Annotated in this window: 7 protein-coding genes; 1 reads left to right on the forward strand and 6 read right to left on the reverse strand. The window is 50.4% G+C overall.

Annotated elements, in window-relative coordinates:
* Positions 1-475: 475 nt before the first annotated feature.
* The 6 genes from ACTH3S_RS14810 to ACTH3S_RS14835 all read right to left on the reverse strand — a co-directional run bounded on the left by ACTH3S_RS14810 (position 476) and on the right by ACTH3S_RS14835 (position 14,698).
* Positions 476-1,945 (reverse strand): ATP-binding protein, encoded by a 1,470-nt coding sequence (locus tag ACTH3S_RS14810; RefSeq protein ID WP_441809780.1) that lies wholly within the window; start codon positions 1,943-1,945, stop codon positions 476-478.
* Positions 1,942-3,153, reverse strand: a complete 1,212-nt coding sequence (locus tag ACTH3S_RS14815; RefSeq protein ID WP_441809781.1) for a restriction endonuclease subunit S — start codon at positions 3,151-3,153, stop codon at positions 1,942-1,944. The genes ACTH3S_RS14810 and ACTH3S_RS14815 overlap by 4 nt, the downstream gene beginning before the upstream one ends.
* A gap of 133 nt (positions 3,154-3,286) precedes the next feature.
* A complete protein-coding gene (locus ACTH3S_RS14820) occupies positions 3,287-5,686 on the reverse strand; it encodes a type I restriction-modification system subunit M (protein ID WP_441809782.1) in 2,400 nt (799 codons plus the stop codon).
* Between the two features lie 63 nt (positions 5,687-5,749).
* Positions 5,750-11,254 (reverse strand): DUF4011 domain-containing anti-phage protein Hhe, encoded by a 5,505-nt coding sequence (gene hhe / locus ACTH3S_RS14825; RefSeq protein ID WP_441809783.1) that lies wholly within the window; start codon positions 11,252-11,254, stop codon positions 5,750-5,752.
* Positions 11,255-11,691: 437 nt separating this feature from the next.
* The gene (locus ACTH3S_RS14830) at positions 11,692-12,513 is read right to left on the reverse strand and encodes a restriction endonuclease (RefSeq protein WP_441809784.1); all 822 of its coding nucleotides are present in this window, start codon (positions 12,511-12,513) and stop codon (positions 11,692-11,694) included.
* A 127-nt stretch (positions 12,514-12,640) separates the two neighbouring features.
* Positions 12,641-14,698: a BCCT family transporter gene (locus ACTH3S_RS14835; protein WP_441809785.1), complete on the reverse strand. Its 2,058-nt coding sequence runs from the start codon at positions 14,696-14,698 to the stop codon at positions 12,641-12,643.
* A 177-nt stretch (positions 14,699-14,875) separates the two neighbouring features.
* Here ACTH3S_RS14835 and ACTH3S_RS14840 point away from each other — a divergent pair, with 177 nt between their 5' ends.
* Positions 14,876-15,091 carry a hypothetical protein gene (locus tag ACTH3S_RS14840; protein ID WP_441809786.1) on the forward strand — a complete coding sequence of 72 codons (216 nt, stop codon included), beginning with the start codon at positions 14,876-14,878 and terminating at the stop codon, positions 15,089-15,091.
* Positions 15,092-15,121 lie beyond the last annotated feature (30 nt).

Consider the following 15,121-nt stretch of genomic DNA (forward strand, 5'->3'; position numbering starts at 1 on the left):
GCACCGCCTCCTGCACACTCCGCTGCTCTTCCAGGCTGGTGCCGGTAAGGAACTTTTCGATGCTCGCTTCCAGTGCCTGTTCGTTGGTTTGGCTAGCCATGGACTTACCCTTACTAATCAATTGGCTGAAAATGTCTAACTTCGTCTAAACCAAAATGATCATTTAGACATTTGAAGTGCCGGGAATCAACTTAGCCATCAAATAATAGTTCTTTTTATTCAGTGCCTTGAGGACAGCCTCAATATTTTTGCGCGATCGCGGCCAACAAAAAACTCAGCCAAAAATGTCTAAATCTCGTCTAATCCAGCTTTGCTTTTTCCCGTTTAGACGAATGCGCCTCACGCCAAAAAAGCTGATAAGCGGCCACCAGTCAAATGAAGCGCAAGAGGCAAGCATATGATTTTAAAGACTTTAACCGAACAGCTCGTCTTGCAGACTCTTACCCAGTCAAATGACCATCAAATGAGAAATCGCCTACGCCCAAAATGGCACGTACCGATATGCCTTCCTATTTGAGTTCGGATCATACAACCGAATCAATCCGGCCTTTATGGTCTGTTTGAGAATCCGGCTGGCCATGGCACTGTTCGCCTCATCGATGCGTAGCCGTTCACGCAGAGATGTATTGTTCATAGGCTCTCGGTTAACGTACTTCAAACAGCAATGCTGGTAACAGGCTCGAACGCGGTCCTCCGGCTCCATATCCTTATAATCTCGATGAGAGAATAGCACCACCCGTGTATGCTCTTGTGTTTGCTCGAAAATCGGGGCAGGTAACTGATAAATCTCAACCTGGGCAATCACCTTATCAATTCCACTGCCTCGTTCTTCACAGATGCCGATACGGCGCATAAACGATGCAAGTGCTTCGTTTCGACTGCGTGGAGGGCTATCAAGAAAGCGCTGCGTATCGACCAAGGGAACACCGGGATTGGTTATTTCCAGCCGATTTGCAAAAAGTTCTATCATTGGGCCTGTGCCGCTCAGGTTGAAATCCTGATGAATAACAGCATTGGCCACCAACTCGCGCAAAGCCAGCTCAGGATACATGGGTACCTCTTCCCGAAAGGCCTTGCCAATCTCTTCATTAGACGGCAAAAGAGTTTTGAGGTAGTCGATTAACCCCTCAAAGCCCACGGCATAACCTTTGTTACCCGTAATTTCCCGAATGGTCTCAAGCTTGTTATTGCCCCTGTACTGGATCAACCGTACAGCCTTGCGACCCAAGGCCTGAAAATCCTGCAAGCGCTTTGCGAACAGGATTGCGCCCAAGTTAGTGACGCTCCAATGACCGCTGTCATTTCGCTCGATCATCTGGTCTGCAGTAAGGGCTGCCAGGATGGCCTCACGCCCTTCGGGCAAAGGCTGGTCGGTCAGGTCAAAATAGGCGGGGTAATCCAATAGCTTTAACACATCGCCCGCTTCAAGGTTCTGAGCCGCAAACTGCTGCTCGAAGGGCACCCGGTCAAACACCCGCCACAGTTCCCGCTCTTTCTCCGGGAACTCCCGCAGCTTTTTCTTATAAGACCCCACCCGAATAAATTCGATGCCGTCGAACTGAACGGGTGTATGCGCCGCCGCCTGGATTTCCAGAATCACCGCTGGCTGCTCATTGGCGGCGACAAACTCGAAAAAGCGGAAATGGATCTTTGGTACGGTTTTCTGTAACAGCCAGCTTTCCAGTTCCTGCTGCTTATGACGGGCCGCTGAAGGCTTAAAGCATGTGCCTTTGACTGCGTGGGTCTCGTTTTCCACACCCCAAACAACATAGCCGTACTGCTTACCCAGCAACGCGGCAGAATTGGCCAGCGCAGAGATGTACTCGCCGATCATCGGCGCATCGTCGTTATCCTGTTTGAACTCCACCCATTCGGCTTCCTGAGGCAGTGAGCAGAGTTCTTTCAGCAGTGACTGCAGGTAAGCCAGATCGCGGTTCACGGTCATAGTGCTGGTAACTCCTGCATGTCTGGCCTGGCCACTTCGTCACCAGGCTCCACCACTCCTGGCACCTTGACCTTGCCAGTGACGGCGCTGTTGATCAGGGTAGCTTTGTATTCTTTGAGTTTGGTGATTTGCTGACTCAAAATCTCAACTGCTTTATCCAACCTCCCTGACTCCAGATTGATATGTTCAACAATCGTGTTTTGTTCTTCCAAATCCGGATAGCCAATTTCCATAGCCATAAACATGTGGGAATAAAATCGAAGGCGCGACGAATGTAAACCAGTAGATACCTTGTTGTAGTGCTCAATGTAGCCAATCGTTTTGAGCAGCATTTCCAGATATTGGGAGTTAAACATTTGCGTCTTTAATTGCCGAAAAATACCGTAAGAAGAGCTAACAATGCCGGATCGGTCAGACACGCCCAACGCACCCATCCATGCCCACATAATATTGAACACAAGATCACCGCTTTGGCACGTTTTGGAGCCGGTGTAGTCCTCTGCCATAAACATGCTGACACTTTTCTCAGAACGAGGTGTCACTCCCGTCATATGGGAGACTGAGAGGAGTTCTTCCTGTCCATGCGGTGAGCGCTCATCAACCTCCTGAAATAGATATTTTGCCCGTTTAATAGACCAATGAATCGGAATCTCCCCAATCCATTCAACCCCAGAATCTCGCATGGGTGCATTTGAATTCAGGCCCCGAGTTACAGCATTCTGGATCAGGATCTGTTTGCGTTCTTTGAGCAGAGTGATTTGTTGCTCTTTGACGCTAATAGCTTTATCGATCTGAATCGTTTTACGATCGAGAAACCCTGCAATAATAACTTGCTCAGCAAAGGGAGGGGATACAACAGGGAAACGCTTGAAATCCTGATAGCTTAAATTCTGACGCAGGCCAGTACCAAGTTGATAAAGAACCTTCGTTGTATCGAGAGAGTGAAGAAAGTAGTGCAAATATCTGCCCGAAAAACCCTTATTCGAGGCCAAATTGAGATACGCTGAGGTAATGATCCCAAAGTCTTCCACCAAACCAGTCCGAAGACTCGTTTTGTCATTCTGTAAATCGGTACAACGTACAATAATATCGCCGGGCTTTGCCACTTGATATGTTTCAAACGATTCTGGGACAAGACCAACCAGCTTTTCTTCTGGCTTTACAATAATTTTCCCATAGCTCAGCGATAGAACTCGACGCTCCTTCATCCCCTTGTTATCACGCCGATTCTCTCTGAGCGCAACAAAACCCGGGACAATGTGCCAATGTTCGGGTATTTCGCATAAATAGGACGATCGCACAGGTTTATACTTCGAGTGTCTTTGCATATAGATATTCATATCAAGCAGTTTTACCCCCCGAAAAACCCTCCGCTTCAATACCCAACATTTCTGCAATCAACCCCTCAGCCTGCCGTTCCAACACCACAATATCCTTCGCAACTTCCTCCATGCTCCGCAATGGCTGGTGCTTATAAAAATATTTATTAAAGCTGATTTCGTAGCCAATTTTCACCGAATCGAGATTGATCCAAGCCTCTCCCACATGTGGCTCAACCTCATCAAGAAAAAACTGGTGGATATCATCTTCCAGGGGAATACTTTCACTGTCGCGCAGGTCGGTGCTGGATTCGTAGGTTATGTACTCACCTGCTTTACCTGTGGGGTAGTATCCGAAATCAGGCAAGCTATCCTGGTCGCACGCCAAATGAGCCAACAGGCTTTTCAGTTTATCGCCATTGAGCTTTTCTACCTTGCGGATGACTTTCTCGGCAGTTTCGTCGTACCAACTAACTGCATTGAGAATTTGGTTCTTGTCACTCGCGCTGGGTTTGATGCCGGTATCTTTAGCCAGGGCTTTCAGCTCCTGATCTACCGCCACTTTAAAGCGGTTATAATCACTGAAAATGTCCGTACCTATGGTGTCCATCAAATAGCTGGCAACCTTCACCAAGGTTGCGTGTTTTTTCCAGGTCTCGGGGCTCAGCAACTTCTTGCGTTGTTTGGCGTTGAGGTTCAGGTCTTGCTCTTCACACCACTTTACAATGTCCTTTTCCTGCTTTTTCAGAGTGCCGGCTTCGTAGATGCCCTCACCCCACTGCTGATAGACCCACTCCATGGGTTCGCGCAATGATTTATCAAAACGCAGGGTTTCAATGCGTTCCTGGCTGAACTGCGCCATGCGGCGATCCGGGCGTTCAATAGTGACCTTGTGATAACCGAAATCACTGTTATCGAACACCTGCGCAGCAATGCCATCGCTGCCTGCAGGGCGCTCAATACTGATTAAACTTAAATAAGCCTGAATAATGTCGGCAATGTGCTCTGGTGCAAATTCGCAATTTTTATTCCCCAGGTTCTTGCGTAGCTTTCGGAACAGCAGGCTGGCGTCAATCAATTGCACCTTGCCACGGCGATGCTCAGGCTTGTTATTAGAAAGCAGCCAGATGTAGGTGGTGATGCCGGTGTTGTAGAACAAGTTGTTAGGCAGCTGGATGATGGCTTCCAGTAGATCGTTTTCGATAGCGTGACGGCGAATGTTACTTTCGCCACTGCCCGCATCGCCGGTAAACAGGCTGGAGCCGTTGTGTACAGACGCAATGCGGGATCCCAAAGCGCCATTGCCAGGCGCTTTCATTTTGCTGATCATTTCCATTAAGAACAGGAGTTGGCCGTCGCTGGAACGCGGTATTGCATCGACCTCTTCTTTATTACCCCAATAGTCTGCGAGGCTGATTTTGAAACGAGGGTCCAGAACATCACCGCCTTCCTTGATGAACTTCTGCTCGCTGCTCCAGCTTTTGCCATAGGGTGGATTAGAGAGCATGAAGTCGAAACGGGTGCCGGCAAACTCGTCTGTAGACAGGGTGGACCCGGGGCGAATGTTGGCCGGATTGTTCCCTTTTATCATCATGTCGGATTTGCAGATGGCGTAGGTTTCGTCGTTGATTTCCTTGCCGTACAGATGAATATCACGCTGGGTGTCAGGGTTCGGATATTTCTCTTCGACAAAGTTCTGAGACTCCGTGAGCATGCCACCACTACCGCAGGCAGGGTCGTAGATAGTCATAACGGGCGGTAGAGTGTCTTTAACCGGATCAAAAACCAGGTGGGTCATCAGCTCAATCACTTCCCGCGGGGTGAAATGCTCACCGGCTTCTTCGTTGTTGTCTTCGTTAAATTTGCGAATCAGTTCTTCGAACACATACCCCATGCCCAGATTAGTCAGGCCTGGCAGGCGGTTGCCCTCCGGATCATCGATCTCATTTGGGGTTAGGTTAATGTAAGGAGACGTGAACTTTTCTAATACGTCCAGCAGCACGTCCTTGCTGGCCATGTGCCGCACTTGAGACTTCAGGTTGAATTTGCTGACAATCTCTTTGACGTTGCCACTGAAACCATCAAGGTACTCTTCTACGTTCGCCAGCAGGATTTGCTGGTTGTTGGTAGCGGTTTTGTAGAGTTTTTTCAGGGTCCACTTACTGGTGTTGTAAAACACATAGCCAGAAGCTGCTTTTAGAGCACTTTCATCCAGCTCTGTGAATTTCATTTCGTCCTGCTGGAATGCCACTTCGCCCATAACGGCGTCTTTGCTGGGTTCCAGTAGCGCATCGAGGCGGCGCAGAACGACCATTGGCAAGATCACATCACGATATTTTCCGCGCACATACACATCGCGCAGACAGTCGTCAGCAATGGACCAAATGAAGGACACTAATTTATTGTGGACTGCCTGATTCACCTATAAAACTCCGTAATTAATCGTGTGGTGCGCGTAATAAAAATCAAGAGGCGGTTAAATAGTTCAGTCGAGCAAATCGCCCTGCGCCACTTCTGACCCCGTGACAATATCCAAGACTTGATTCAGAAAAGCCTTCGCCTCTTTAGGTTCAGTCGATCTCCGCAAGTATTCCGGAATCACCTCAACAAACTCGGAAGAGGATACTGGCTCATGTTCGACCAAGGCCTCAATCATTGCTGGGCGCAGCAACCTCCGCTCCCTCGGTGTGTTTGGGAACAGCTTACTAATGATGGTGGAGCCAAAAGCTTCGAGCCGACCTCGCAAGTCCAGCTCACTGTCCAGCACTTCAGAGACTTCATCCGTAGTGGCTTCTCCGAAAACCTCAGTCTCCTCGACAACCTCTACATCGGGCTCCAAAGGTTCTGCTTCGGAAAGCATATCGGTTTTCAGCTCATGCAGCTCTCTTATGATCGGCTCCAGCTCACCCTTGGGGTTACTGAACCAATCCGTCGACCAGATACGGCGAATCCGCCAGCCAAGTCGCTCTAATACTTCCTGCCGCAAGCGATCCCGGTCCCGAGCCGACTTGGCGGAGTGATAGGTTGCACCATCACACTCTATCCCCATCAAGAACCGCCCCGGTTTGCCGGGATCCTTCACAGCCAAATCGATGAAGAAACCGGCAACACCCACTTGTGCCTCGCATTCGAAGCCAGCTTGATGAAGCGCTTCAATGACGGAGACTTCAAAATCACTATCCGGCGCTTTGCCCGTGTGGACCGGCGTGCCATCCATGTTGCCCTTTTCGGCATAATCCAGGAAGTTCCGAAGGGCGATAACACCACGCTTTGAGGTCTCCGAGATCAATATGTCTTCTGAGCGCATGGAGCTGAAGATGTGCATTCGCTTCTTTGAGCGGGTAAACAGCACGTTCAAACGCCGCCAGCCCACGTCTGAGTTAATAGGGCCAAACCGCTGATAGACTCGCCCACCCACTTCGCCGGGACCGTAGGTACAAGAAATAAAGATCACGTCCCGCTCATCGCCCTGAACGTTCTCAAGGTTCTTGATGAACAGGCCGTCTTCCATGTTGCGAAGGCTATCGATAGCATCAGACACGGCATCGTTGGCCTTGCACGCCTCCTCCACTGCACGCTCTATTTGCTCGCGCTGCTTTGAACTCATCGCAACAATGCCAAGCGACTCATTGGGGTGATTGAGCGCATGTTTCACAACGGCTTTTGCTACAACACTCGCTTCGTCGACGTTATATTGGTTAACAAAACGCCCACCTTTGACATAACTGAACTTAACGCCGTATTCCAGAGACTTGGCGCGTGGGGATGGAAAAATGACAAGGTCATTGTTGTAGAAATTTCGGTTCGAGAAGGCAATCAGGCTCTCGTGCTGTGAGCGATAGTGCCAGCGTAGGCGTCGCATTTTAAAAAGAGGCATGGCCGCATCAAGAATACTATCTGTCTGTGCTAGCGCGGCACTCTCCTCGTCATCGTCGTTCATATCCTGGCGGTCGAAGAAGCTGGTAGGTGGGAGCTGCTTTGGATCCCCCACAACCACAAGCTGTGCACCACGAGCAATAACGCCGAGCGCATCCTCTGGCTTCACCTGGGAGGCCTCATCCATCACCACCAAATCAAACTGCAGGTGACCAGGCTTGAGGTAGTGGGCTGCAGACATGGGCCCCATCATGAAACACGGCTTCAACGCCAGCAGAGCGTTGCTTGCGCGGTTAACGAGCTGGCGAATGGGGATGTGCCTCGTCTTTTTCCCTAGCTCGTTCTCGATCAATGCCATTTCAGTGTATTCAGACTTCCGACCTCCGGCATTTCCTCCGGGAACATGCCGCTCTGCCAATGCACTGGCAATTCGCTGACGCTGCAATTTCTTCAGTTTTTGGTCGTACTCCCGGAAGGTACCTTGGATCGCCTCCTGGCCCTTGCCAGAAACGCGAGAAAGGTGTGGCCGCGCAGAGAGAATTTCTCTGGAAAGCTGGTCAAACACTGCCAAATCCAAGGCCTCGCCTGCACTTTCAATATCGAGTTTACCGCTGGTCACCATGCGCCAGAGTGGCTCCAGGCCCTGCACCTGCATTTCGTTTCTAATGCGAACGAAGTTGACCCAGTCATTCAACCATTCTGGCTTTTGTATCGCAGAGAGGTTCCTTTGTAGGAGTTCCTCGATATTCCACTCAGGGTTAGCTAACCATTGAGCGGGGTTAAGCTCCGTCCTGCTCTTGAACTGCTCATAGCTTTCCTCTTGGCCACGCCACGCCGCAAGATAGCCTATTGCTTCAGTTTTAAGGCGCTCATACTCTTCATGGGTTTTAACCGAGAGAATAACCTGCCTCAGCGGCTCGAACCGAAGCTTACGCTGAACATAGCTGGCGAAATCCAGTGTTTCCCGAATGGCCTCAACGGCTTCTTTATTGTCGACGCTTGGCCCGATCGACAATTCAACTTGCGGCGCAAAAAGATCATGAAGGAGGTTGCTCTCTATAAACCGTGCCTGATCGTTTTGCAGCGTTCTTAGCTGATCAACACGACTTCCTACTTCTTCAACGGTGAGGCTGCTGTCTTTAAACCATTGCTGAATTATTCGAACCTCAGCTTTCAGGCGTTTGTGTTCTGTGAGCAGTGACCCCTGCTCACCAGTGAGACTGTTGTTTCGATCGAGCTCTTGATCGATGTTTGGAATTACCGCCCGAACGTCATCCAATGCGGCGAGTATTTTTCGTAATCCTCCGGTGAAACCCTTTTGTTCAAGTTGCTGAATGCCTTTGAACAGTTTCGCATCAAGGGAGAGGATGCCATCACCAATAGGAACGGTCTTACCAAAACCGATTCCGTATGCACTGCGGACACTCCTGTACCATTCCCTGAGGCTCTTCAGGCCCTCGACGTCGGTTTCCAAACCTTGGAACTCAGGACCTATTTGACGCTGATAGAGTGCTGAATCGAAGGCTTCCAAGCCAGCTGCATACTCACTGGCCTCTTCTATAACTGCGCTGAGCTCTGTTACTTTCAGATATGGCTTGCTTGCTAAAGCTTTCAGTTGTTTGCGAGCTTTCCACCAGCTTCCAGAGAACCATTTGTCTCCCCCCCGACGCAGCATTTGGGCTTGTATGGCCCTTAGCTCCCGTGATTCAGGTAACTTCTCAAGATCAAAACAGTCGGTGATCGTTTCTCGTAAAAGTCGCAAATGGTGCAGTTTCACTTCGAGATCTTTTATAGTCACATCGAAGTCATCTTCGTCGAAATGCTCAGAGCGCCTGCTGATCAGCGTGCTCTCAAGTTGACCGATCAGCTCAATTATCTTGATTGCTGCACCAAACCCCTCCACAGTCGGGTTCAAATGCTCGTTCAAAGGCGAGGGCAGCGCAGATCCTAATTCCTGTAATTGGCGCTGAAAAGGCGCCAGCGCAGTCTCAATTTTCTCAAGCTTTACGATCCCGCGAACAATTTCTGAGAAGCTCTCGTTACGCCCAGCACCCGTCAGCCGGTGTATATCCGGGAAGGCAGGCAAAGCCACACCGTCAGCGAGTGTCGATAATTTTTCCGGGAAGGTGTCTTTTGAAAGCTCCTCGTAGCCTTCCTGAATCTCGCGGTGAAGGTGCAGCAGCGTCTCAACTCTGGACTGGGTTATCAGGTCGAGTTGGTCCAGTGCCTGGAACAGCTCTTTGCGAGAGAGCTCGGGCAAATCGCCAAGATCCAAAGCCAATGATTCGCAGCTTTCCAAACCCAACAAACTTGAATCATCGAAGGCCAGGGCTTTTGCGACTTTCTGATTTTGCTCTATCAAAAGCGCTAACGACTGCTGCCATTCCTTTAGGACGGATACTATCTGTCCTGAGTCGAAAAGCTGAATCGCTGTGCTCTCAACTCCAGACCAGGGGTGATCATGAAGACTCGCAACCTGCCCGACCTGCTCTATCATCGCGCGATAGATCTTCTGAAATTCACTAACCTGATCAACCAGCCTCAGCCGATTCACCTCGGTGAGCTCTCCTCCGGAGAGGCCGGCAATATGAACATCTGTCGGGTTTATCTCTAACTGTTGGCGATAACGCGCAGCGCCACTGAAGATTTCATGGATGGTGCGATTCGTATTGGCCCAGGGCTCGTTAATCTCCTTCGCGTAGTTGTTGAGACGCTCCTTGTACTCTTCGTAGCGAGTGATTTCTGCGTCAATGTTCTGCGTGGAGATTAAGTGTTTCTGTTTAACGACGCGGGCACTGATATCATCAAGCACCTTTCGTTTTTGCGATTTATGACTATGAAGTTCAAGACAGAAATCGCCTAGTCCAGCCTTATCAAGGCGGGCTTTCACCACATCTAGAGCCGCCATTTTCTCCGCGACGAATAGAACTTTCTTTCCACCCAGCATGGCCGCGGCAATCAAGTTGGTTATCGTTTGAGACTTACCTGTTCCTGGAGGGCCTTCTATAACCAGATTCTCGCCATTTATTGCGTCAATCAGTGCGCTGTGTTGAGAGCTGTCAGCGTCATCAATTAACGGATACAGGTCGTGGACCTGTTCGACATCATCAATGTAATGCTCCCCAATACTACTTCGGCCCTCACCTGAGCTATTCTCCGTGCTTTTGAAAAAACGTTGCACAATCGGATGCTGGATCAGGTTTCGATCATCTAACGGCCAACGTTCCGGATCCAAATCCAGATACATCAACATTTTGCCGAAATTCAGAGGGGCAAGCGCACCATAGCGCCGAACAGACCAGTTAGGCTTGGTAGCCTTTATTAGCGTTGCAACATGGTCCAGGTAGTCTTCCGGAGACTCGCTCTCTCCTACTTCTGGCAGAGCAAGCCCAAAATCCAGAGCGAGTTTTTCTTTAAGAGACAGGTTCGGAAGGATATCTTCACCGGTATAGCTCACAGTGTACTGATAGGTTCCGCTACTTTGATCCAGCTTCCCACGACTTAGATGCACCGGAACCGTGAACAGCGGTGCAAGCCTGGTTTTTGAGGCATCATCGTTCTCTGCCCACTCCAAAAACCCAAGCGATAAGTAGAGAATACTGGCACCCATTTCCTCTATCGCAGTCTGTGCTTTGCTCCTGATCGCTCGCAGCCTGGATTCCATTTCCGGCGGATAAAGCAAAACCTGAATCGCATCATCCTGATGCTTATCATCACCCGGGGCACCCTCTTCGCGGGGCAACTCATAACCAACATCAAACCCGAGCACTTTGGCCCAATCTCTCGCGTCAGGGCTGGGCTTTAACTGGCGTTCTTCACCATTGTCCTCATCGACCTCAAGGTAGCCATACTTGATCAGTTGCTCCCGAGTAGGCGGCGGCACAGGCTTGAACTTGAGATCATGGTCAGCGAGGAGCTCGTTGCATAGCTGGTTGGGGATTTCATCAATAACCCGCAGCGCTGCGCCTTTCTGTTGGATAGGAAAATTCAGCAACCTGTTTCGGGCGGTAAGATCCAGGAGTTTTTTACGCATGAGCTCTAACGACTCAAGCACGAAGGGATCTGCCGAGCTAAGGAAGCTTTCCACTGTTGGGTGATCCTGTTCTTTCGACATGGGTTCGCTCGACTCCATTACTTTTTGTGATTTTTTAGCTCTGAACTCATGATTTCCGGGCATCTCAGTGTGTGAGGACGATACATTCACAGAGTTGCTGGAACCGGGGTCGGACGAACCTTTGAGTTGCTCAATCCTGCGTTTGAGCTGCTTGGCTGCGCTCGTTTTTCGAAAGCTCAACTCTAGGAGAACGGCTTCAAGAAGGGCTTTGTTCAGGGCATTTGCGTTAACAAGCTTACTTAATTGGGAGATATCTAACGCGAGATAAGGCCGCCGTTCCATGATGCCCCTGTCACTGATCAGATTGTATGGTTAGGTTGCAATCAAAGTGTCATATTTGGCTACAGCTTATCAAGACTGGGGCAAACATTCAGTGTGGACATATAGCTTACTCTCGATCTAACACCCACCTGAATAGTAGCGGCAGGCTTAGAGAGTCAATCCTCAATAAAATAGTCCGTATCAACTTGCTTCACCTCAAACACTTCTTTGACGTTTACCCCAAGATTGTTCTCGATCATCAACTGAGCAAGCTCACGGCCATCAAGCAATACAACCTTCATATCCAGCCCTGCAGCCGCTTCTCTAGCTCCTAATGAAAAGTCAGATGTGGTGAGAAATACACCTTTGCAGGCTCGTTGCCGGGTCAAAGCACCAATAAATTTGTCTATTTCGGGACGGTGCACCGTGTTGGCCCAACGCTTCGCCTGTAGGTAAATCGTATCAAGACCAAGTTTATCTTCCTTTATGATGCCGTCGATGCCATCGTCATTAGTGGTCTGCGTGGCCTGCCCTGCCTCTTTCCTTGAGCCTCCGTAACCCATGGATATCATCAGGTCAACGACCAGCTTTTCAAAAAACGATGGGGAGGCACTTTTCACTGTTTCCAGAACTTCATCGGCAAGGCTGTCCATGAGAGACAAGTGCGCGGCGGCCAGCTGCTCATCGGGTGTTTCGTCGCTTACTTCGCTGATGTCGGGCAGCGTTGTGACGTTTGCGCCGGTGTTCGGCTTTTGAGTGTGGAAATCTTTAAACTCGGGAAACTGCTTTAGCCAAGCGACACTGATGCGCTCTGGTCCGTTCTGCAGCACATCCAACCCACGCCCAGTAATTTGAACCATGCCCCGTTGCGGAATGGTAAGAAGCCCTGCCTTATTCAGGTACGTCCTCGCCCAGCCAACTCTATTGTTGATTACTGTTTGAGTGCCTGACGGCAGCCGCTCTGGCATGCCCGATGAAAAGAGCGGTGAACGTATCATACTGTTTGTCGCGCCCGTTGCCCGGAGCCGAGATGCTGCCCTCAAACGACCAAGTCTAACCACCCTAGATGGCTAGACTTGGTGTTTTCAGATCGCCCCGAATAAATGAAGCGCAAACGCCACGGAATCAGCCTTTTTCCGGCTCGGCCTCCTCCGGCGCACTACTCAGCATTTCATCATGCTCCGCCATGTCCCACGGCAGCTTGCCAGGCGATATATCGAGGAAGTGCAGGTACTTCTCAAACTGATCCAGAATGTCCTTGATGACATCATTCTCTTCATAGCCAAAGATATCGTATGCCCGGCCGCCACGGCGCATATACACTTCCGCACGATAGTAAGACTCTGCTGTTTCAGGGTCTCGTTGGGCTTCAGTGTTGTGAAACTCGGGCGCATCGTGCTCGGTCAGGCGGATATCGTAAGAGAACTCCGCATGATCATCCCAGTTCACCTGCAAGTGAGCACGGCAGATTTCACCATCAAACTCCACCGACGCATCCCAGCCCCGGCTTTGCAGTTCCGTTTCAACCTGTCGCATGCCGCGCACAACCGTATTTTCGATAAAACGGCTCACCTTCGCACGATTAGGGAAATCGACAATCGCCGCCAACCGCTGCTTCCACTGGGCGGTGTTCAGCTGCGGGCTGCTCATGGCATAGCCTTGCAAACTGCTTTCACGGTGGCCTTCAATTTTCAGTGCTCGCCACAGCCCAACCATGGCAACCAACATAATGATGGCGAACGGCAAGGCGCTGGTAACGGTCATCGCCTGCAAGGCTTTCAGGCCCCCGCCAAACAACAATGCAGAAGCCAACACACCTTCAAGTACGGCCCAGAACACCCGCTGCCAAACCGGCGTATTAATCACACCGCCCGAGGCCAGCGCATCAATAACCAGAGAGCCGGAGTCCGAAGAGGTTACAAAAAAGGTGATGATCAGCAGTACCGTCAGCACAGAGATAAAAAACGAACCTGGCAGTGCATCAAGCAACTTGAACAGGGCGACAGCCTGATCATTTTGCACATCGCCAATCAGCGTGGTCAGCCCCTCATTCATAATGAGATTCAGCGCTGTGTCGCCAAATACCGAGAACCATAAAAAGGTAAACACTGAGGGCACCAGCATCACCCCAAACACAAACTGGCGAATGGTGCGCCCACGGCTGATTTTGGCAATAAACATACCTACAAACGGAGCCCAGGCAATGGTCCAGCCGAAGATAAACAGCGTCCAGTTGCCGATCCAATCGCTGCGCGTGTAGGCCTGCAGGTTGAACGTGCGCTCTATAATGCCGTTCATGTAGCTACCGGTGTTTTGCAAAAAGCTCTCAAGTATGTGAATCGTAGGGCCCACCATGAACACAAAGGTCATTAAGCCAATAGCCAACACCATGTTCATAATAGACAGCCGCTTAACACCCTTATCCATACCCGCCACAACAGACACGGTGGCCGCAGCCGTGATCAGTGCAATCGCAATAATCTGCACGGTGATATCAACGGGTATTTGCGGCCAAAGGTAGTTTATGCCCGCGTTAATCTGAACAACGGATAACCCCAGGGTGGTGGCAATGCCAAACAAAGTGCCCAATATGGCGAATACATCCACCGCATGACCAATTGGCCCATAGATTTTGTCGCCGATTAGCGGGTATAGGGCGGAGCGTATCGACAATGGCAACCCGTGGCGGAACGAGAAATAGGCCAGAACCAAGCCTACCAGGCCGTAGATGCCCCATATATGGAAGCCCCAGTGGAAGAAGGCTATTTGCATGGCCTGTTTAGCCGCATCAACCGTTTCGGCAGCACCAGCAGGGGGCGAGGCAAAGTGCAGTATGGGTTCTGCAACACCAAAGAACAGCAGCGCTATGCCATAGCCCGCTGAAAACAGCATGGCAAACCACTCAAGGAAATTGTATTGCGGCTCGGCATGATCGGGGCCGAGCTTGATATTGCCCCAGCTGGAGGCGCCTACGGCGACCATAAACACCAGGAAAATCGCCACCGCCAGCATGTAAAACCAGCCAAACGTTTGCGTTATCCATTCAAGGGTACTGTTGAATAGCCCACCGGCGAGTTCAGGGCTGCTAATCGCACCCGTAACCAGCAATACAGTAACGGCGACCGCGGGAACAAAAACCGGGAGAAGTACCGTCGACTTCATGGCTTTTTTAGATTCCGTCATGAAAAGCATCCGTTCTTTCAGAGAATTATAGATATACGGCCGTACTTATACCCAACCCTTCCGCCTTAAGGCAACTGTTGCAGCTGGCTCAAGAACCATGTACGCCAATCCTGCGGAATAATTGCAAAACCCCTTGCCTCAACGTAGGCTAACCCGCTTTTTGTGTACGGATACGCTATGAGCATCAAGAACGATAGATTGCGTTGGCAGCTGGTTTCCGGCGTTTTGCGGGCATTTCATCTGGAACGCCTAGCAAACAGGCATAGTCGAAAAACCGTCATCGCCGGCTTCAATCTTGTGAATGGCGGGGTCAGCATTGCCTTGGTGTCGTTCATCGCCCTGGTGACTCAGGAAGCCTTTATTTTTCCTTCCCTAGCAGCCTGTCGGACTTAACCAAGCAGTATCGACATGAGATAATCGGGG

It is taken from the genome of Marinobacter sp. (assembly GCF_052094685.1).
In the GTDB taxonomy this organism is placed as follows: Bacteria; Pseudomonadota; Gammaproteobacteria; order Pseudomonadales; family Oleiphilaceae; genus Marinobacter.

Excerpts from the sequence above, each read along its gene's own strand:
- ACTH3S_RS14840 (WP_441809786.1), top strand. The coding sequence starts at position 14,876 with ATGAGCATCAAGAACGATAGATTGCGTTGGCAGCTGGTTTCCGGCGTT.
- hhe (WP_441809783.1), bottom strand. The coding sequence starts at position 11,254 with ATGTCGAAAGAACAGGATCACCCAACAGTGGAAAGCTTCCTTAGCTCG.
- ACTH3S_RS14815 (WP_441809781.1), bottom strand. The coding sequence starts at position 3,153 with ATGAAGGAGCGTCGAGTTCTATCGCTGAGCTATGGGAAAATTATTGTA.
- ACTH3S_RS14830 (WP_441809784.1), bottom strand. The coding sequence starts at position 12,513 with ATGATACGTTCACCGCTCTTTTCATCGGGCATGCCAGAGCGGCTGCCG.
- ACTH3S_RS14835 (WP_441809785.1), bottom strand. The coding sequence starts at position 14,698 with ATGACGGAATCTAAAAAAGCCATGAAGTCGACGGTACTTCTCCCGGTT.
- ACTH3S_RS14810 (WP_441809780.1), bottom strand. The coding sequence starts at position 1,945 with ATGACCGTGAACCGCGATCTGGCTTACCTGCAGTCACTGCTGAAAGAA.